Genomic DNA, 18471 nt, shown 5'->3' on the forward strand with positions numbered 1-18471 from the left:
GTGGCCCGGACCCGTAGGTCCGGGCCACACCCGTCTTCCGTTCACGTTCCCCGCTCCGGGACGCGGCTTTCGCCCCTCAGCTCAGGAAGTCCCGGGCGATCTGTTCCGCCACCCGCTCCAGGATCGGTCCGGCGTCGGCGATGCACGTCACCACGTCCGGTTCGACGTCGGTGAGCGGGTAGACGCGGCGGATCCCGGCCCGCCCGATCGCCTCGGGCGGCAGGGCGAGGCGGCCGCAGACCGCCACCACCTCCTTGCCTGCGGCACGGGCCGCCGCGGCCACCCCGGCCGGTGCCTTGCCGTGCAGCGTCTGCTCGTCGAGCGAGCCCTCGCCGGTGATGACGAGCGACGCCCGCTCCAGCGCCGGCGCGAAGCCCAGAACGTCGAGCATGACCTCGATGCCGGCCCGGAACCGGGCGCCGAGCAGCAGCGCGCCGTACCCGATGCCGCCGGCCGCACCGGCGCCCGGTGCCACCGCGTACCCGGCGGCGCGCGAGCCGGCCTCGGCCTCCAGGACCTTCGCGAAGTGGGCCAGCGCCGCGTCCAGCAGTTCCACGTCGTCGGGGGAGGCGCCCTTCTGCGGGCCGTAGACGGCGGGCGCGCCCTTCGGGCCGGTCAGCGGGTTGTCGACGTCGCTGGCGAGGATCAGGTCCACGGAGGACAGCCGCGGGTCCAGCCCGGACAGGTCCGCGCGGGCCAGTTCGGCGAGTCCGCCACCGCCCGGCGGCACCGGTTCGCCGTCCGCGTCGAGGAGACGCGCGCCGAGCGCCGACAGCATCCCGGCCCCGCCGTCCGTCGTGGCACTGCCTCCGACGCCGAAGACGATCGTGCGGGCACCCGCGTCCAGCGCGGCCCGCAGCAGCTCTCCGGAGCCGTACGTGGAGGCCGTGAGCGGCGCGAACACGCCGCGGGGCAGCCGCTGCAGTCCGCTCGCCTCGGCCATCTCCACCACCGCGGTGTCACCGCGCAGCGCGAACGCGGCGGTGACCTCCTGCCCCAGGGGGCCGGCGACCCGCCGCTCCCGTCGTTCGAAACCGGCCGCGACCGCGGCGGCCACCGTGCCGTCCCCGCCGTCGGCGACGGGCAGCGCCGCCACGTCCAGGCCGGGCACGACCCGCCGCAGCCCCGCCGTGACCCGCTCGGCGACCTGCACGGCGGTCAGCGAGCCCTTGAACTTGTCCGCGGCGATGAGCACGCGCTGTGTCACCTGTATCCCCTTGCATTCCGGGCCTCGCGCACGTCAAGGCCAGTCGCGCCGCTGCGACCTTAACCGCAGGACGCCCTCCCCGTCATGCCCGGCCGAAGCGGCGACACGGCGGCCCGGGCGCGGCCCCGGCCTGGTTACCCTGCCTGGGTGACCACCACCGACACCTACGCCGCGTACATCGCGAGCCTCCCCCGCGTCCTCGCCGGGGCCGCCGCGCTCTTCCTGGACGCCGAGGGGCGGGTCCTGCTCGTCGAACCCAACTACCGGGAGGGCTGGGCGCTGCCGGGCGGGACCGTCGAGTCCGACGACGGCGAGACCCCCCGCCAGGGCGCGCGCCGGGAGACCCTGGAGGAGATCGGCCTGGACCGGCCGATGGGCCGGCTGCTGGCGGTGGACTGGGTGCACGGCACCGGCCGGCCGCCCGTCGTGGCGTACGTGTACGACGGCGGCGTCCTCACCGACGACGACCTCCGGGCGATCGTCCTCCAGGAGGAGGAACTGCTGTCCTGGCGGCTGGTCCCCCGCGAGCGGATCACGGACCACCTGTCCGGCGCGCTCGGACGGCGCGTCCTGGTCGCCCTGGACACCCTCACGGACGGCTCGGGGACGGCGGAGCTGGAGAACGGTCACCGGGTCGGCTGAACCACGGCCCCGCCCCCGCCCGCCGATATCCACCGCCCGCCGATATCCACTCGCTGCCGCCGGCCGCCCCGCCCTACCCTCGACCCCATGACCAAGCCCCTCGTCGCCATCCTCAGTGGCGCCGGTGTCTCGACCGATTCCGGGATCCCCGACTACCGCGGTCCCCACGGCCTGTGGCGCGAGGATCCCGAGGCCGAGAAGCTCGTGACGTACGAGTACTACATGGGCGACCCGGAGATCCGGCGCCGCTCATGGCAGATGCGGCGCGAGAACCGCACCCTCCAGGCGGAGCCGAACGCGGCACACCGGGCCGTCGCCGAGCTGGAGCGGTCGGGGACGCCGGTGCGGGTGATCACGCAGAACGTGGACGGCCTGCACCAGCTCGCCGGGATGCCCGCCCGCAAGGTGCTCGAACTGCACGGCACCGCACGGCAGGTGGTGTGCACGAACTGCGGTGCGCGGGGCACGATGGCGGACGCGCTCGCCAGGGTCGAGGCGGGTGAGGCGGATCCCCCGTGCCTGGAGTGCGGGGGCATCCTCAAGTCGGCGACCGTGATGTTCGGCGAGCGTCTCGACCCGGTCGTCCTCGGTGACGCTCTCGCCATCAGCAAGGCCTGCACGGTGTTCATCGCGGTGGGCAGCAGCCTCCAGGTCCAGCCGGCCGCCGGACTGGCGGGCGTCGCCGCCGACCACGGCGCCCGGCTGGTCATCGTCAACGCCGAGCCCACGCCGTACGACGACCGCGCCGACGACGTCATCCGGGAACCGATCGGCAGTGCGCTGCCGAAGCTGCTCGCGGAGCTGCGAGCCGGCTAGGAAAGACCCGTCAGAACAGGCCCGCGCCCCGTTCGAAGTCCAGCAGGCGCTGCTTGCGGGGCAGGCCGCCGCCGTAGCCGGTGAGGTTGCCGTCGGCGCCGATCACCCGGTGGCAGGGGACGATGATGCCGACGGGGTTGCGGCCGTTGGCGAGGCCGACCGCGCGGGAGGCCTGGGGGTTGCCGAGGGCGTCGGCGAGTTCGCCGTAGCTGCGGGTCTCCCCGTACGGTATGCGGGTCAGCTGGTCCCAGACGCTGCGCTGGAACGGCGTGCCGGCCAGCCGCAGTTCGACGGTGAACTCCTTCAACTCCCCCGCGAAGTAGGCGGAGAGCTGTTCCTCGGCCTCCGCGAACAGATCGTCGTCGCGGTCGCCGAAGGTCTCCTCGGGCGGCCGGTGGCGCTGTTCCTCCATGTACAGGCCGCACAGGATGCCGTCCTCGGCGACCAGGGTGAGCGGGCCGTAGGGGCTGTCGGTGACGGTGTGGTTCTTCACGGCAAGGTCCTCACACGGGCAGGAAGTTGATCGGGTGGTTGTCGGTCGCCCACAGGTACTGGACGGCGTAGGCGCGCCAGGGACGCCAGGCGGCCGCGCGTGCGGTGAGGGCGGCCGGGGTGCCGGGCAGGCCCAACTCCTGGGCGGCACGGCGGATTCCGAGGTCGGTGGGGAGGAAGGCGTCGGGGTCGCCGAGGGCGCGCATGGCGATGACGTCGACGGTCCAGGGGCCGAAGCCGGGGAGGGCGAGGAGCTGGGCGCGGGCTTCCGCCCAGTCGCACTCCACCCCCAGGTGGAGGGTTCCGCCGGCCAGTCGGCTCACCAGGGTGGTGAAGGTGGTACGGCGGCTGCGGGGCATCGCCAGGGACTCGGGGGGCACGTCCGCGAGTGCCTCGGGGGACGGGAAGAGGTGGGTCAGGCCGCCCTCGGGGTCGTCGACCGGGGTGCCGTGGGCCGTCACCAGGCGGGCCGCGTGGGTACGGGCGGCGGCCGTGGAGACCTGCTGGCCGAGCACGGCCCGGACCGCGAACTCCGCTTCGTCCACCGTGCGCGGCACCCGCCGCCCCGGCGCCTTGTCCACCAGCGGCGCCAGGACGGGATCCCAACGGAGCTGATCGTCCACGGCGACCGGGTCGGCGTCCAGGTCCAGGAGCCGGCGGCAGCGGCTGATGGCGACGGGCAGGTCCCGCAGGTCGCTGAGGGCGAGCCGGCAGGCGATGTGGTCGGGCTTCGGCGCGAGGGCGGCGATGCCGTGGCCGTACGGCAGCCGCAGGGTCCGCCGGTAGGCGCCGTCCCGCCACTCCTCCACGCCGGGTACGGCGGTGGCCGCGAGGTGCCCGAACAGGTTGTCGGGGTTGAGCGGGGCACGGAACGGGAGGCGCAGCGAGAGCGCGCCCGGTGCCTGCCGCGCGGTCCTCGGGCGGCGGTCGCGCAGCTCGGTCGGAGAGAGCGCGAAGACCTCCCGGACGGTGTCGTTGAAGGTGCGGATCGAGGAGAATCCGGACGCGAAGGCGATCTCCGCCATCGGCAGGGCGGTCGTCTCGATCAGCAGGCGGGCGGTCTGGGCGCGCTGGGCCCGGGCGAGGGCCAGCGGACCGGCGCCGAGTTCGGCGAGCAGCTGGCGTTCCACCTGCCGGGGGCTGTAGCCGAGGCGGGCGGCCAGGCCGGGCACGCCCTCGCGGTCCACGACCCCGTCGGCGATCAGCCGCATGGCGCGGGCGACCAGGTCGGCGCGCTGGTTCCACTCAGGGGAGCCGGGGCTGGTGTCCGGACGGCAGCGCTTGCAGGCGCGGAAGCCGGCCTGCTGGCAGGCGGCGGCGCTCGGGTAGAACGTCATGTTCGCGGGCTTGGGCGGTACCACCGGGCAGCTGGGCCGGCAGTAGATGCGCGTGGTGAGGACGGCGGTGTAGAACCAGCCGTCGAACCGCGCGTCCTTCGACTGCACGGCCCGTACGCAGTGCTCTCGGTCGAGGTGCATCCCTTTCTGCATGGGTCCAGCATCGGCCACGCGAGGGGGTCGATGCTGGCGGGAATCCGACACGAAGGTGCGCTGACCTCGGCTCGCGGGAAGGTCCGCGCGGGAAGGTCAGAAGTAGTGGTCCTGATCCAGGTCGGCGAGGAGGCCGGGCTGCTCGGGCCGCCAGTCGTACCGCTGCCGGGTCAAGGCGCTCGACGTCGGGTTGTCGTTGACGCAGAAGTGGCCGAGCCATCCGAAGTGGTCGATCGCCCGATCCCGGGGCAGGGAGACCGCCGGCACGTCGAGGCGGCGGCCGATCACCTCGGCGATGTCGCGCAACCGTACGTCCCCTTCGGCGACCGCGTGCAGTACGGCGCCCGCCGGGGCCGCCTCCAGGGCCCGGCGGTAGAGGACGGCGGCGTCCAGGCGGTGCACGGCGGACCAGCGGTTGGTGCCCTCGTCCGGGTAGGCGGCGACGCCCTTGTCCCGGGCGATGCCGATGAGGGCCGGGACGAACGCGTGGTCGCCCGCACCGTGCACCGAGGGCAGGCGGATCGCGCTGACCCGCACCCCGCGGTCGGCCAGGGCCAGTGCGGCCCGTTCCGACTCGGCGCGGTGGGCGCCCGGCCCGGCGGGGTCGGGAGCGTCGGTCTCGGTGCCGACGCGGCCGGGGGCGAGCAGGCCGGTCACGGACGTGACGACGAGGGGGCGACCGGAACCGGCGAGGGCGTCACCGAAGGCGGCCAGGGCCGCGAGTTCGATGCGCAGGGCGCCGTGCAGGTCGGAGAAGTCGTGGTGGAAGCCGGTGTGGACCACTCCGTCGGCTTCGGCGGCCGCGGTCCGCAGCCCGTCGACGTCGCTCAGGTCGCCCCGGTGCGCCTGCGCTCCCGCCTCCTTCAGGGCCGCCTCGGCCGCGTCCGAGCGGGCCAGGCCGAGCACCTGGTGTCCGGCGTCGAGCAGCTCGCGGACCACCGCGCTGCCGACGAAGCCGGTGGCGCCGGTGACGAACACACGCATGACAAATCACCTCACGGGGAGTGCATCTGGTGGGACGACCCCAGCGTGCGTCCGGCTGCCGGGCCGGGTCCAAGACCTGTTCCGCACCCGGTGATGCCTGTCCGATTATCACCGCAGCTCACCGACGTTTCAGCGGCGCGCGGGTAGAGTCACGGGGTGCCCGATTCCCCCGTACCGGCGGTGGACCTGGAGCTGCGCCTGGTGCGTTACTTCACCGTCGTCGCCGAAGAGCTGCACTTCGGTCGCGCGGCCGCCGCGCTGCGTCTGGCGCAGCCCTCGCTGAGCCGGCAGATCCGGCGGCTCGAGCAGCAGGTGGGTGCCCGGCTGCTGGACCGCAGCCCGCGCGGCACCCGGCTCACCGAGGCCGGGGAGGTCTTCCTGCCGCAGGCCAGGGAGCTGCTGCGGACGGCCGGCCGGGCCGCCGCGAGCGCGCGTTCGGCGGCCGCCCACGCCCCGTTCACCGTCGGGTTCACCACCCACATGATCGTCACCCCGGCCGTCCGGGAGTTGCGCCGGCGTCACCCCGAGGCGGATGTCCGCGCCCTGCACCTGGACTGGAACGACCCGCGCGAAGCGCTGCTGGACCGGCGCGTCGACGTGGTGGTGACCCGGTTCCTGTTCACCGCCGACGACCTGGACGTCACCGTCCTCTACGAGGAGCCGCGCGTCCTGCTGGTGCCGCTCGACCACCGGCTGGCGGGCAAGAAGTCGGTCACCCTCGCCGACTTCTCCGACGAGCCGCTCCCGCGTTTCACCGGCGCCGACCGGATCGGGGCGAACCCTCCCGGCCACACCCGGCTGGGCCCCTCGGTGGACTCGCTGGAGGACAAGCTCGAACTGGTCGCGAGCGGTGAGGTGGTGACGCTGGCACCGGCCGGGTTCGGCGGGAACCTGCGGCCGGACATCGCCGTCGTCCCGGTGGCGGACGCCACGCCCCTCCAGGTGGTCCTCGCCGTCCGGGCCGGGGACCGCCACCCGCTGTTCCCGGCGTTCCGCCGCGCGGCCGAGGCCCACCTGGTCCCGGACGGCGCCGCCCGGACCGAGCACTCGGTACGAGGCGGCGCCGCCGTGGGGAGGGGCTCCGGGTGGGCCCGGACGCGTCAGGCCGTGTCCGTGGACTCGTCGCCGCGGACCACGCACAGTGCCCAGATGATGAAACCGGAGAGCGCGATCATCACCACGGACCACACCGGGTAGTACGGCAGGGACAGGAAGTTGGCGATGATCACCAGCGCGGCGATGGCCACGCCGGCGCCGCGGGCCCAGGCGGCGGGCTGGAGGAGGCCGACACCGACGACCACGGCGATCACGCCGAGGACCAGGTGGATCCAGCCCCAGCTCGTGAGGTCGAACTTGAAGACGTAGTTGGGCGTCGTGACGAACACGTCGTCCTGGGCGATCGCCATGATGCCGCGGAACACCGCGAGCAGACCGGCGATCATCAGCATGACGGCGGAGAAGGTCGTCAGTCCGCCGGCCCACTGCATCTTGGCGGTGTGCGGGTGGTGCGCGGGATGTGTCGCTGTCATGCGCCTGCCTCGATTCGTTCTCGCAGATCTCGTGGTACTGGGGGTGCGGTCAGCGCCCGTGGGTGGTGGGCACGGCGCCGGTGCGGGGGGCGGCGGCCGGGCCGGCGTCGCCGAGGATCAGTGCCTTGGCCCGGCGGAACTCCTCGTCCGAGATGTCGCCGCGGGACTTCATCTCGGAGAGCCTGGCCAGTTCGTCGACGCTGCTCGTCTGGCCGGTGCCGCTCTGGGCGGTCTGCCGGATGTAGGACTCGAAGGCCTTCTGCTGGTCCCGGGCCTGGGCGATTTCGCGCTGCCCCATGCCCTTGCCGCGGGCGATCACGTAGATGAGCACGCCCAGGAAGGGAACCACGATGCAGAGGGCCAGCCAGCCTGCCTTGGCCCAGCCGCCCATCGAGTCGTCGCGGAAGACGTCCACGATGACCCGGAACAGCAGGACGAGCCACATGATCCACAGGAACAGCCACAGCATGGTCCAGAAGGCGCTCAGCAGCGGATAGTCGTACGCGAGGTAGGTCTGCGCGCTCATTTGTGTCCTCCGTCCACGGCGCCGGCCGGTCGGCCGCGCTCTGCGGTTTCAGGGTGCGCACGGCGGCCTTGCGGGGTCCTCACCCGGTGCGGGTGATCGTGCGCTGCTGTGCGGGACGCCCGGTCACTCCGGGCGGCGCCGCATCTCCACGACCCGCAGTCCGAGTGACAGACAGCGGTTCAGCAGGCCGTACAGCTGTGCCTCGTCGATGACGGGACCGAACAGGACCGTCTGGCCGGACATCGTCACGTGTTCCATTTCCGGGAAGGCCTGCGTCAGCGTCTCGGACATGGCCCCTTCGACGCGGATCTCGTAGTGCATGAGCCGTCTCCCGCCGCGGTGTGCTGCGGTCTGTGCACCGATCCTGCGCCGCGCCGGGCGCCGCCGGCCTCACCCGGCGGAGGTGATCCGGGCCCGGCCTCCGGTGACCGTCGCGGACGGGCGGCTCACAGCAGCCCGCGCTCGCGGGCCCGGCGCACCGCGTCGCCGCGCCGGCCCACCCCGAGTTTCCGGTAGACGCTCTTGAGGTGCGTCTTCACGGTGTTCACGGAGACGTACAGGTCGGCGGCGATCTCCTGGGTGGACATCAGCTGCGCCAGCCTGCTGAGCACCTCGCGCTCACGCCCGCTCAGCTCCTCCACGAGCAGCGGCGAGGCCTCGGGCACGGCACCGGCGCCGTCGCCGTACAGCCAGCCCGCGGCCAGACCGTGCAGCTGCGGGGTGTCCAGCAGGCGCCGGATGCGCGGCCCGGCGTCCAGGAACGGGCGGCGCAGCCGGTCCCCGCGGGCCGCCAGGAGCGCCTTGGCGAGCAGTCTTCGGGCGGTGTCGGCGTCCCCCGTCTCGACCGCGGCCAGCGCGTGGACCAGGGTGGCCCGCACCGTGACCCCGGGACCTCCCCCCTCGTCCGCGCACAGCGGGCCCGCCGCCTCGACCGCTTCGTCGCGGTGGCCGGTGACCAGTCGCGCCCAGGCCAGCTCCGCCGCGCACACGGACCCGTCGGGGCCCCGGACCCCGTCGAGCACCCCGGCGGCCGCCTCCGGGCGGCCCTCGGCGAGATGGGCCGCCGACGAGGCCAGGGCCGCGCCGGCCCGGACCCAGGGCGAGGTGACGGTGGCTCGTACGGCCGGGGTGGCCGCGTGCGCGGCGGCCTCCGGGTCGCCGAGCGCGGCCAGCAGCCGTGCGGTCGCCAGGGCCCGGCACCCCTCGGTCACCGGGTCGGGCGCCGCGGGGCCGGGGCCGGACGCGGCGGCCTCGGCCAGCAGGGTCCGGGCCTGGTCCAGTTCGTCGCGGTCGACGGCCACGGCGGCCAGCACCAGCTGCCCGAGCCCGGCGCCCGGGAACGGGTGGCCGCCGCAGTGCCGGGTCACGGCCGTGGCGGCCAGGGCCCGGCTCTCCGCCCGGTCGAGCCGGCCGTCGAAGTAGTCGAGCAGCGCCAGGTGCCCGAGGCAGTCCTCGCGCGGCAGCTCCGTCGCGGCGTCGGCGAGGGCGGTCACCTCGGTGAGGACGGCGCGGGCCTCGTCGAAGTGCCCGGCCCACACCCGGGCCGAACCCAGATGGGTGAGCAGCAGCGCGCCGAGCTCGGGGTGGCGCGCCAGCTGGTCGGCGGGCACCTCGCGGCGGAGCCGCTCGGCCGTCGCCATCGCCTGCTCGGCCTGGCCGGGGGCGCCGGTCAGCCGGGCCGCCAGGGACTCCAGGAGCACCCGGCTCAGCCGGCTCGCCGCGGCGGACTCCCCCGCGGCCGGGTCCCGCGCCGCGTGGCCGAGGTGGACGAGGCCGCGGTCGAGGTCGCAGCCGGACAGTTCGCGGGCCGCCCGCACCAGGTCCACCGCCGCGCCGTCGGCCGCGGTGTCCATCCGGGAGAACAGCTCGGTGAGGTCGTCGGCGCGCGGCCCGGTGAGCAGCCGGCCGATCGCCAGGTCGTCGACGACGGTGCCGGCGGTGAACTCCCAGTCGGCCGCCGCCGCGCCGTGGGCCAGTGCCTCGGGTACGGCGCCGTGGGCCCGCAGCCAGCACGCGGCGCGCCGGTGCAGTTCGGGTTCCCGCTCCGGTCGGCGCGCCCGCAGGTGGACCCGGAGGATCTCCGCGAACAGCGGGTGCAGCCGGAACCAGGAGTGCCCGAGGTACTCGACGAAGGCGTTCTGGCGGCACAGCCCGGCCAGCCGAGGCCCGGCTCCGGGGCGGCCCGTGAGGGCCTCGGCCAGTTCGGGGCAGAACCGGTCCAGGACGCTGACGCACAGCAGCAGGTCCTGCGTCCCGGGCGGCTGCCGGTCGAGGACCTCGGCCAGCAGGAAGTCGGCGATGACGCTGTGCCCCGCCTCGAACTCCTTGAGGTACGTCTCCGGGTCCGGGCTCTGCCGGGCGGCGAGGGCGCTCAGCTGCACTCCGGCCGCCCAGCCGCGGGTGCGCTCCACCAGGGCGCGGGCGGCCTGGGCGGGCAGCGCCAGGTCGTGCCGGGCCAGCAGGGCGGCGGCCTCCTCGGGGGTGAAGGCCAGTTCGTCGTTCCTGATCTCGGTGATGGCCGCGGCGGCCCGGTAGCGGTGCAGGGGCAGCAGGGGTTCGGTCCGGGTGACCAGGATCAGCCGCAGGCCCTGTCCGGCGTGGTGCAGGACGAACTCCAGTTGCTCGGCGGGCTCCGGGGCGGACAGCCGGTCGAACTCGTCGAGGACCAGGATCGCCGGCCGGCCGCTCCCGTTCAGCTCGTCGGCGAGCCGGCCGAGCAGCCGGTGGCCGACCATGCCGATGGTCCCCGGGCCGCCGACGCCGGCGGGGAGCGCGGTGCCCGCGGAGCGCAGGGCGTGCAGGACATGGGTCCAGAACGTGCCGGGCCGCTGGTCGCCCGCCTCGAGGGTGAGCCAGGCGACCGGTTGTCCGAGCCCGGCGGCCCAGTCGGCGACGAGGAGGGTCTTCCCCGCGCCGGCCGCGCCGTTGACCATGGTCAGCGGTGCCTGGAGGGCCTGGTCGAGGTGCGCGGTCAGCCTGGGCCTGCGGACGAAGGCGGGGGGCCTGGCCGGTGCGGTGAACCGGGTACGCAGCAGCGGCTCCCCCGGCGGTCCGGTGTACCCCGCGGTCCGCCCCGGTGCGCTGTCGTCGTGCACGGCCACAGACATCACCACCTGTGTCCGGCCGGCCGTGGCCGGCGCCCTACGTTCTCAGGATCACAGGGTTTGCGCCCCGGCGCAGGACTGGCAGGGGCCCCCGGCCGAACGGCACCGCTGTCAGGAGCGGGGGCCGGGTGGGCCGGGCGCCCGGTCCACGGGCGTCCGGGTGTCCCGGGGACGGCGGGGCGGCGGGCTGCCGAGCCGGCCCGCGAGGAACGGCTCCTGAGCCAGGACCGCACCGACGGTGACGCTGAGGGTGGCGGCCAGGCAGACCACGATCAGCCAGGACAGGGCCACGAAGACCGCTCCCAGCGAGCCGTACTCGCCGAGGGCGCGGTCGAGGGCGCGCGGCATGTAGAACCGCGCGGTCACCGACAGGACGGTGAAGGAGAGCGCGGTGATCGCGGCCCCGGGGAACAGCGGCTTCCAGCTGACGTGACCGCCGAGCAGCAGGTGCTGGGTCCACCACCACAGGCACACCTGGGCGGCGAAGGTGACCGGGACGCCCAGCCAGGCCCCCACGCCGAAACCGTCCCGCAGCACGCCCTGCAGGACCAGCGCGACGATCCACAGGGCGAGCCAGGCGAGCCAGCGCCACGGTGCGATCCGGATGCTGCCGCGCGGGATGCCCCAGGCACGCTGGCACAGCCGTTGCACGGCCCGGCTGAGCGAGGTGGCGGAGATCAGCACCATCAGCACGCCCACGGCGCCGGTGGTCTGCCGCAGGCCTTCGCTCTGCGGCTGCACCAGGTGCTGGAGCTGGGGGTCCGCCGGTCCGGTCAGGCCGAACACCGAGCGCACCGAACGGATCAGCTCCTGCTCGACCGCGGGCGGGGCGTAGGCGACGAACACGAAGAGCAGCGGGACTGCGGTCAGGAAGCACTGGGCGGCGACCCGCGTGGCGGTGTCGAAGATGTTCACGGACACCATCCGGTCCGCGAGATGGATCACGACGGGGAACCGGATCTCCGCCCACCGGTGCAGCGCCCTCGCCCGCGCCGCCAGCCGCGCGGTCCGCTCACGCCACCGCGACGGCCCGGGCCGAGAGCCGTTGCGCGGCACCCGCCCCCTGGTCCGCATGGCATCGCTCCTTCCTGCGTCCAGGGTGCGCGGCGGGCGCCCGGGCGGCACCCCGGAGGCACTCCGCCGGGCCCGGTCCGGGTGTCGCCCCGGTGACCCGCGCCTACGCTCGTGGTGTCCGACACCCTGGGGGTCGTCGTGGTCCTCGACCTGCTGCTCATCGCGCTGGCCATCACGCTCGAACCGCTGCCGCCGACGGCCTTCGTCCTGGTGGTGGCCTCCGCCAGGGGCGTGTGGAAGGGCCTGGTCTTCATCCTGAGCTGGCTGGCGTGCCTGGTCCTCGTGATCGCGATCGTCCTGGTGCTGACGGGCGGACAGCCGCCACCGCCGAAGTCCCCGCCGTCCACCGCCGCCCTCGCGGCGAAGCTGTTCGCCGGCGTGTCCCTCATCGGGTACGGCGCACACCGGCGCCGGCGCCCGGGCGGCCACCGGGCCCGGAACGGCCGGGCGGGGCGGCCCGCGCCGGAACCGGCGTCGTCCGGGGCCCTGACCTCGGAGATGGACCGCAGTTCGGTGTGGAGCGCGGCCGGTCTCGCCGTCCTGCTGCAACCGTGGGGGCTGGTCGCGGCCGGGGCCACGACGGTCGTGGAGGCGGACACCTCGCACGTGGCGACCTGGCTCGCCCTGTCCGGCTTCTGCCTGCTGGCCACCTCGAGCCTGCTGACCCTGGAGCTGTACGTGGTCTTCGCCCCGACGGCGGCCCGCGGCCGGCTGCTGCGGTTGCGCGCCTGGCTGACCCGGCACCAGGAGCAGGCGCTGGTGTCGCTGTGCCTGCTGCTGGGCTGCTGGCTGGTCGGCAGGAGCCTCTACCAGCTGACGAGTTGACCCCGGGGAAGCCGCGGGTGCGGGGCCGTCCCGGCCGGTGCCCGCACATGCGGTGCCCCGGCGCGGGTGCTGGAATGGAGGCACCGGCCGGCGACCGCCCCCGCGCTCCCGTCCCGTTCCGTCCAGGAGGAGTGACCCATGGACAGCGTCGAAGAGATGGGCCCCGTCGACTACCTGGTGATCGAGTTCCCGGGCAACAAGATGACCGGCGAGGCCTTTCCCCTGCTGGTGGATCTCGCCGACCGCCGCATCGTGCGGATCCTCGACCTGGCCTTCCTGCGCAAGGACGCCGACGGTTCGGTGACCGCGCTCGAACTACGGGACCTCGGCGACGACACGGTCGACCTGACCGTCTTCGAGGGGGCCTCCTCCGGCCTGCTGGACGAGGGCGACCTCGCCGAGGCCGGAAACGCGCTGGAGCCCGGCAACTCCGCCGCGGTCCTCGTGTACGAGAACCTGTGGGCCGCGCCGCTGGCCGCGGCGCTGCGGCGCAGCGGCGCCCAGCTGGTCGCGAACGGCCGGATCCCGGTGCAGGCCCTGCTGGCGTCGCTCGACGCCGCCGACTGAGTCGACCGAAGGGAGATGACCGACATGCCCGGACTGCTGCGCGGGATCGCGCGCACCGCCGTCGTCGCCGGTACGGCGACCGCGGTGTCGAACCGCGTCTCACGGCGCCAGGCGGGCCGCTGGGCCCAGCAGGACTACGAACAGCAACCGCCCGCCGCCCAGCCGCCCGCGCCACCGCCCGCCGCCGACGACATGTCCGCCCGGATGGACCAGCTCAAGCAGCTCGGCGAGCTGAAGGCGCAGGGGATCCTCACCGAGGAGGAGTTCGCGGAGCAGAAGCGCCGCATCCTGGGCTGACCCGCGGGCGTCCTCGGGCCGGCTGGCGCCCTCAGCTCAGCTGGGCGGCGAACGCGTCGTAGGCGCGCTCGTCGAAGAGGACGAACCGCACCTCCTCGACGGCGGTGTCCGTCTCCCGGACGGTCGTCACGGCGATCCGGGCGCCGTCGTCCATCGGCCAGCCGTAGACGCCGGTGGAGATGGCCGGGAAGGCGACCGTACGGGCGCCGAGTTCGTCGGCCCGCCGCAGGGACTCGCGGTAGCAGGACGCCAGCAGCGCGGAGCGGTCCTCGGTCGTGGCGTGCACCGGTCCGACGGTGTGGATGACCCAGCGGGCGTCGAGTTCGCCCGCGGTGGTGGCGACCGCCTGGCCGGTGGGCAGCCCCTTTCCCAGGTGCCCGGCGCGCAGCTTGCGGCACTCCGCCAGGATCGCGGGGCCGCCACGCCGGTGGATGGCACCGTCGACGCCTCCGCCGCCGAGCAGCGAGGAGTTGGCCGCGTTGACGACGGCGTCGACGCTCTGCCGGGTGATGTCACCTCGGACGAGGGTGATGCGGGTCATGGCTGTCTCAGCCTCCTCCACACGGCCTTCGCCGCGTTGTGCCCCGACATGCCGTGCACACCCGGGCCGGGCGGGGTCGCCGACGAGCAGATGAAGACGGCCGGGTGCGGGGTGGCGTACGGGAACAGGGACAGTCTGGGGCGCAGCAGGGCCTGCAGGCCGGTGACCGCGCCGGTGCCGATGTCGCCGCCGACGTAGTTGGCGTTGCGGGCGGCGAGTTCGGCGGGGCCCGCGGTGGCGCGGGCCAGCACGCGGTCGCGGAACCCGGGGGCGAACCTCTCCAGTTGACGCTCCATCACGTCGGTGAGGTCGCCGGTCCAGCCATTCGGCACGTGGGCGTACGCCCAGAACACCTGCTTGCCCTCGGGGGCGCGGCTCGGGTCGGCCACGCCGGGCTGCACGGTGATCATGAACGGCCGGCCGGGGGCGCGGCCCTCGCGGGAGGCGGCGCGCAGGGCGGCGCCGATCTCCGTGCTGTCCGCGCCGATCTGCACGGTCCCGGCGCGGCGGGCCTCCGGGGCGGTCCAGGGGACCGGCCCGTCCAGCGCATAGTCGACCTTGAAGACGCCGGGGCCGTAGCGGTAGCCCTGGTAGTAGGTGCCGAAGCCGGCGATGCGGGCGAGGGCGGTGGGCGAGGTGTCGAACACGTACGCGCGCGCGGGCGGCAGGTCGTCCAGTCGCTTGACCTCGTAGTCGGTGTGGATGGCGCCGCCGAGGTCCTTCAGATAGGCGGCGAGGGCGTCGGAGACGGCCTGGGAGCCGCCCTGGGCGACCGGCCAGCCGCGGGCGTGCGCGGCGAGCGCGAAGACCAGGCCGACGGCGCCGGTCGCGAAGCCGCTGAGCGGGGCCATGACGTGGGCGACGAGCCCGGCGAACAGCGTCCTGGCCCGCTCCTCACGGAACCGGCGCAGCAGCAGCGTGGCCGGTGGCAGCCCGGTCAGGCCGAAGCGGGCGAGGGTGACCGGGTCACGGGGCAGGGCGGTCGCCGGCAGCGACATGAAGTCCCGGGCCAGCGTGTCCCACCGGGGCAGGAACGGCTCGACCAGCCTGCGGTACGTGCCGGCGTCGCGTGGCCCGAAGGAGGCCGCGGTCTCGGCGACGGAGCGGGCCAGCACGGCGGCGCTGCCGTCGGGGAAGGGGTGGGCCATGGGCAGATCGGCGTGCAGCCACCGCAGGCCGTAGCGCTCCAGGGGCAGGGCCCGGAAGGCGGGCGAGTTGATGCCGAGCGGATGCGCGGCGGAGCACGGGTCGTGCCGGAAGCCGGGGAGGGTGAGCTCCTCGGTGCGGGCGCCGCCGCCGACGGTGTCCCGCGCCTCGAAGAGGGCGACGGAGAAACCGCGCCGGGCCAGCTCCACGGCGGCCGTCAGGCCGTTCGGCCCCGCCCCCACCACGACCGCATCGAGCATCGACGGCACCTTCGGACCCCTTCGTCAGCCGATGGCCACTCGGCCTCAGGATATGCCGGAGGACTGCCACGCTTCCCGCGCGGGCTACCAGTGCGGGTTCCGCAGCAGGTCCACGACCCGCTGGGCGGTGGCCGCGTCGCGGGCCGCGGTGAACGGCAGCGCGTTGTCGCCGGTGACGCGGAACGGCACGCCGTCCCGGGTGAGGTGGGCGCCGCCCGCCTCCTCGACCAGCAGGAGCCCGGCCGCGTGGTCCCAGGCGGCCTCCCAGGAGAACGCGGTCGCGTCCAACTCGCCCCGGGCGACGGCGAGATACTCCAGGCCCGCCGAGCCGCAGGGACGCGGGGCGACGCCGTCGGCCCACAGGGCGAACAGCTCGCGCTTCTGCGCGTCGGTCGTGTAGTCCGGGTGCGAGGTGGCTATCCGCAGGTCCCGGCCCTGCTCCGGGGACCCGGCAACCAGCCGGACGCCGTCGAGGCGGGCGCCCTTGCCGCGCACCGCCGTGGCGAGTTGCTCGCGGGCCGGGGCGTAGGTCCAGGAGGCGAGCAGGACGCCCCGATGGGCGAGCGCGACCAGCGTGCAGAAGCCGTCCTCGCCGCGCACGAACTGGCGGGTGCCGTCGACCGGGTCGACGATCCACACCGGCGCGTCGCCCTGGAGCGCCTCGTACGTCTCCGGGTCGGCGTGCACGGCCTCCTCGCCGACCACCACGGAACCCGGCAGCAGGGCGCCGAGGGCTTCGGTGAGGTACCGCTCCGCGAGCCGGTCGGCGTCCGTCACCAGGTCGTGCGGTCCGGCCTTCTGGTCGACCTCGTGGTCGGCGAGCCTGCGCCAGCGGGGCAGGATCTCGGTGCGGGCCGCCTTGCGGATCGCGTCCTCGACGTCGACGGCGTGCCGGAGGAGAAACTCGTCGATGGTCTCCATTGCTTCGATCATGCCTCCATGAGAGCACGTGCCACTGACAATCCCCGCCGCCCCGGTGTACGGGCGATGGAATCCGGCGGAACAGACGGGGCCGGCGATCAAGTGCCCCGAAGGGCACCGGCGTCAGCGCCCCACCGCGTACCCCTGCATCCCGCGGGGGTTGGCCGCCGCCGAGAGCACCCCGGTCCGCGGGTCCCGGGCCACCGCGCACAGCCGCCCCTCCGACCAGCCGGGACCGACCGTCACGTGGTGGCCGCGCCGGCGCAGCTCGGCCACCACGCCGGGGTCCGTCCGGGACTCGACGGTCAGACTGCCGGGGCGGCGCCCGCGCGGGAAGAAGGAGCTGGGGAAGCTGTCGTTGTGCCAGTTCGGGGCGTCGATCGCGCCTTGCAGGTCGAGGCCGCCGCGGACCGGCTCGCGCAGGGCCACGGCGAGGAAGAAGTGCAGCTGCCACTGGTCCTGCTGGTCGCCGCCCGGCGTGCCGAAGGCCAGCACCGGGGTCCCGTCGCGCAGCGCGATCGACGGGGTCAGCGTGGTGCGGGGGCGCCGTCCCGGGGTGAGCGAGTTCGGCAGCCCCTCCTCCAACCAGGCCATCTGGAGCCGGGTGCCGAGCGGGAAGCCGAGTTCGGGGACGACGGGGTTGGACTGGAGCCAGCCGCCGCTGGGGGTGGCCGCGACCATGTTGCCCCAGCGGTCGACGACGTCCAGGTGGCAGGTGTCGCCACGGGTGGCGCCGTCGGCGGCGACCTGCGCGACCGTCGGCTCACCGGCGCCCAGGGGATCGAACGCGGTGCCCTGTCCGGTCTCCACCCGGGGGTACCGGGGCAGCCGGGGCGCGCGTCCGCCGGGGCTTCCGGGCCGCAGTTCGTCGGAGGCCTTTGCCCCGATCAGCTGCCGCCGGCCGGCGTTGTACGGCTCGGAGAGCAGGTCGGCCAGCGGCACCTCGGCCGCGTCCCCGTACCAGGCCTCCCGGTCGGCCATGGCGAGCTTGCAGCCCTCGACGAGCAGGTGGACGTAGTCGGCGGAGCCGTACGCCGGCAGCGCGGACGGGTCGGGCGGCAGCAGGGCGAGCTGCTGGAGGAAGGCGGGCCCCTGGCTCCAGGGGCCGGCCTTGCACACCGTCCAGCCGTTCCAGTCGTACGACACCGGGCTCTCGTAGCTCGCGGACCAGCCGCCGAGGTCGGCGGCCGTGAGGGTGCCGGTGTGCCGTTCGCCGCTCGTGTCCAGGGTGGGGCGGGCGGCCTGCCGGAGCAGGGCCTCGGCGATGAAGCCGCTGCGCCACACCTCGCGGGCGGCGTCGATGCGCGCCTCCCGGTCGCCGGCCCCCGCGGTCTCGGCGAGCAGCCGCTTCCAGGTGGCGGCGAGGGCGGGGTTGCGCAGCAGCTCGCCGGGCCGGGGTGCCCGGCCGCCGGGCAGGTAGAGCTCCGCCGACGACGTCCACTCGGTCTCGAACAGTTCGCGCACGCTCCGCACGGTCGCGCCGACGTTCTCGACCGGCGCGTGCCCGTGCTCGGCGTAGCCGATGGCGTACGTCAGGATCTCGTCGAGGGGCTTGGTGCCGTGGTCGCGGAGCAGGAGCAGCCAGGCGTCGAAGGCGCCGGGGACGGCCGCGGCCAGCGGGCCGGTGCCGGGCACGAGGTCCAGTCCGAGGCCGCGGTAGTGGGCGACGGTGGCGCCGGCCGGGGCCACGCCCTGCCCGCACAGCACCCGTACCTCGCCGCCGGCCGGGGCCAGCAGGATCGGCACCTCGCCGGCCGGCCCGTTGAGGTGCGGCTCCACCACGTGCAGGACGAACGCTCCGGCGACGGCGGCGTCATAGGCGTTGCCGCCGGTCTCCAGGACCGCCATCGCCGACTGGGAGGCCAGCCAGTGCGTGGACGACACCATGCCGAAGGTGCCCTGGAGCGTGGGACGGGTGGTGAACCGCATCTGTCACCTCGTTGCTCGCGCGACCGGCCGCTGTGCGCTGCCCGAACTGCCTGCCGGCTGGATGCTTTCACGGTCGCCACGCGCGCAATCCTCCGCCGCACGATCTTTCTCGGTCTCCGTG

At 74.6% G+C, this 18471-nt stretch carries 19 protein-coding genes; 6 read left to right on the top strand and 13 right to left on the bottom strand.

Features of this window, described 5'->3' with window-relative positions:
- Positions 1-76: 76 nt before the first annotated feature.
- Complete coding sequence (locus tag AB0G52_RS18640; protein WP_132893283.1) at positions 77-1195, bottom strand: glycerate kinase; 1119 nt, start codon at positions 1193-1195, stop codon at positions 77-79.
- Between the two features lie 159 nt (positions 1196-1354).
- Here AB0G52_RS18640 and AB0G52_RS18645 point away from each other — a divergent pair, with 159 nt between their 5' ends.
- Positions 1355-1849, top strand: a complete 495-nt coding sequence (locus AB0G52_RS18645) for an NUDIX hydrolase (protein WP_132893188.1) — start codon at positions 1355-1357, stop codon at positions 1847-1849.
- 87 nt (positions 1850-1936) lie between these two features.
- On the top strand, positions 1937-2665 hold the full coding sequence (locus tag AB0G52_RS18650) for a Sir2 family NAD-dependent protein deacetylase (RefSeq protein ID WP_361337316.1): 729 nt from the start codon (positions 1937-1939) through the stop codon (positions 2663-2665).
- A gap of 10 nt (positions 2666-2675) precedes the next feature.
- On the opposite strand, the gene AB0G52_RS18655 is transcribed toward AB0G52_RS18650, so the two are convergent.
- The 3 genes from AB0G52_RS18655 to AB0G52_RS18665 form a co-directional block, all read right to left on the bottom strand.
- Positions 2676-3158 (bottom strand): methylated-DNA--[protein]-cysteine S-methyltransferase, encoded by a 483-nt coding sequence (locus AB0G52_RS18655; protein WP_132893184.1) that lies wholly within the window; start codon positions 3156-3158, stop codon positions 2676-2678.
- 10 nt (positions 3159-3168) lie between these two features.
- Positions 3169-4635: an AlkA N-terminal domain-containing protein gene (locus AB0G52_RS18660; RefSeq protein ID WP_361337527.1), complete on the bottom strand. Its 1467-nt coding sequence runs from the start codon at positions 4633-4635 to the stop codon at positions 3169-3171.
- A 108-nt stretch (positions 4636-4743) separates the two neighbouring features.
- Positions 4744-5631 (bottom strand): SDR family oxidoreductase, encoded by an 888-nt coding sequence (locus AB0G52_RS18665; protein ID WP_132893183.1) that lies wholly within the window; start codon positions 5629-5631, stop codon positions 4744-4746.
- A gap of 156 nt (positions 5632-5787) precedes the next feature.
- On the opposite strand from AB0G52_RS18665, the gene AB0G52_RS18670 reads away from it, so the two are divergent.
- A complete protein-coding gene (locus AB0G52_RS18670; RefSeq protein ID WP_361337318.1) occupies positions 5788-6828 on the top strand; it encodes a LysR substrate-binding domain-containing protein in 1041 nt (346 codons plus the stop codon).
- Here AB0G52_RS18670 and AB0G52_RS18675 read toward each other — a convergent pair.
- The 5 genes from AB0G52_RS18675 to AB0G52_RS18695 all read right to left on the bottom strand — a co-directional run bounded on the left by AB0G52_RS18675 (position 6732) and on the right by AB0G52_RS18695 (position 11864).
- Positions 6732-7160, bottom strand: coding sequence for a hypothetical protein (locus AB0G52_RS18675; RefSeq protein WP_132893179.1), 429 nt, complete (start codon positions 7158-7160; stop codon positions 6732-6734). The two genes, AB0G52_RS18670 and AB0G52_RS18675, sit on opposite strands and share 97 nt — an antisense overlap.
- 49 nt (positions 7161-7209) lie before the next feature.
- On the bottom strand, positions 7210-7686 hold the full coding sequence (locus AB0G52_RS18680; protein WP_132893177.1) for an SHOCT domain-containing protein: 477 nt from the start codon (positions 7684-7686) through the stop codon (positions 7210-7212).
- 123 nt (positions 7687-7809) lie between these two features.
- The gene (locus AB0G52_RS18685; RefSeq protein WP_046730104.1) at positions 7810-8007 is read right to left on the bottom strand and encodes a hypothetical protein; all 198 of its coding nucleotides are present in this window, start codon (positions 8005-8007) and stop codon (positions 7810-7812) included.
- 125 nt (positions 8008-8132) lie between these two features.
- Entirely contained in the window at positions 8133-10793 is a 2661-nt protein-coding gene (locus tag AB0G52_RS18690; protein WP_132893175.1) for a LuxR C-terminal-related transcriptional regulator, read from the bottom strand.
- A 108-nt stretch (positions 10794-10901) separates the two neighbouring features.
- Positions 10902-11864 carry a YhjD/YihY/BrkB family envelope integrity protein gene (locus AB0G52_RS18695; RefSeq protein ID WP_132893173.1) on the bottom strand — a complete coding sequence of 321 codons (963 nt, stop codon included), beginning with the start codon at positions 11862-11864 and terminating at the stop codon, positions 10902-10904.
- Between the two features lie 138 nt (positions 11865-12002).
- Here AB0G52_RS18695 and AB0G52_RS18700 point away from each other — a divergent pair, with 138 nt between their 5' ends.
- The 3 genes from AB0G52_RS18700 (at position 12003) to AB0G52_RS18710 (ending at position 13553) form a co-directional block, all read left to right on the top strand.
- On the top strand, positions 12003-12689 hold the full coding sequence (locus AB0G52_RS18700) for a GAP family protein (RefSeq protein ID WP_132893279.1): 687 nt from the start codon (positions 12003-12005) through the stop codon (positions 12687-12689).
- Between the two features lie 138 nt (positions 12690-12827).
- Positions 12828-13256, top strand: a complete 429-nt coding sequence (locus AB0G52_RS18705) for a DUF6325 family protein (protein ID WP_361337323.1) — start codon at positions 12828-12830, stop codon at positions 13254-13256.
- Between the two features lie 24 nt (positions 13257-13280).
- Positions 13281-13553, top strand: coding sequence for an SHOCT domain-containing protein (locus AB0G52_RS18710; protein ID WP_361337529.1), 273 nt, complete (start codon positions 13281-13283; stop codon positions 13551-13553).
- Positions 13554-13584: 31 nt separating this feature from the next.
- Here the strand turns inward: AB0G52_RS18710 and AB0G52_RS18715 are convergent, their stop codons facing one another.
- The 4 genes from AB0G52_RS18715 to AB0G52_RS18730 all read right to left on the bottom strand — a co-directional run bounded on the left by AB0G52_RS18715 (position 13585) and on the right by AB0G52_RS18730 (position 18350).
- Positions 13585-14094: an O-acetyl-ADP-ribose deacetylase gene (locus tag AB0G52_RS18715; protein ID WP_361337325.1), complete on the bottom strand. Its 510-nt coding sequence runs from the start codon at positions 14092-14094 to the stop codon at positions 13585-13587.
- Positions 14091-15500, bottom strand: a complete 1410-nt coding sequence (locus tag AB0G52_RS18720) for an NAD(P)/FAD-dependent oxidoreductase (RefSeq protein ID WP_132893169.1) — start codon at positions 15498-15500, stop codon at positions 14091-14093. Before AB0G52_RS18720 ends, AB0G52_RS18715 begins: the two co-directional genes overlap by 4 nt.
- An 84-nt stretch (positions 15501-15584) precedes the next feature.
- Positions 15585-16433, bottom strand: a complete 849-nt coding sequence (locus tag AB0G52_RS18725; protein WP_361337327.1) for an inositol monophosphatase family protein — start codon at positions 16431-16433, stop codon at positions 15585-15587.
- 111 nt (positions 16434-16544) lie between these two features.
- Positions 16545-18350 carry a gamma-glutamyltransferase gene (locus AB0G52_RS18730; protein WP_361337329.1) on the bottom strand — a complete coding sequence of 602 codons (1806 nt, stop codon included), beginning with the start codon at positions 18348-18350 and terminating at the stop codon, positions 16545-16547.
- Between the last annotated feature and the right edge of the window lie 121 nt (positions 18351-18471).

The organism is Streptomyces sp. NPDC021562, from assembly GCF_040640875.1.
In the GTDB taxonomy this organism is placed as follows: domain Bacteria; phylum Actinomycetota; class Actinomycetes; order Streptomycetales; family Streptomycetaceae; genus Streptomyces.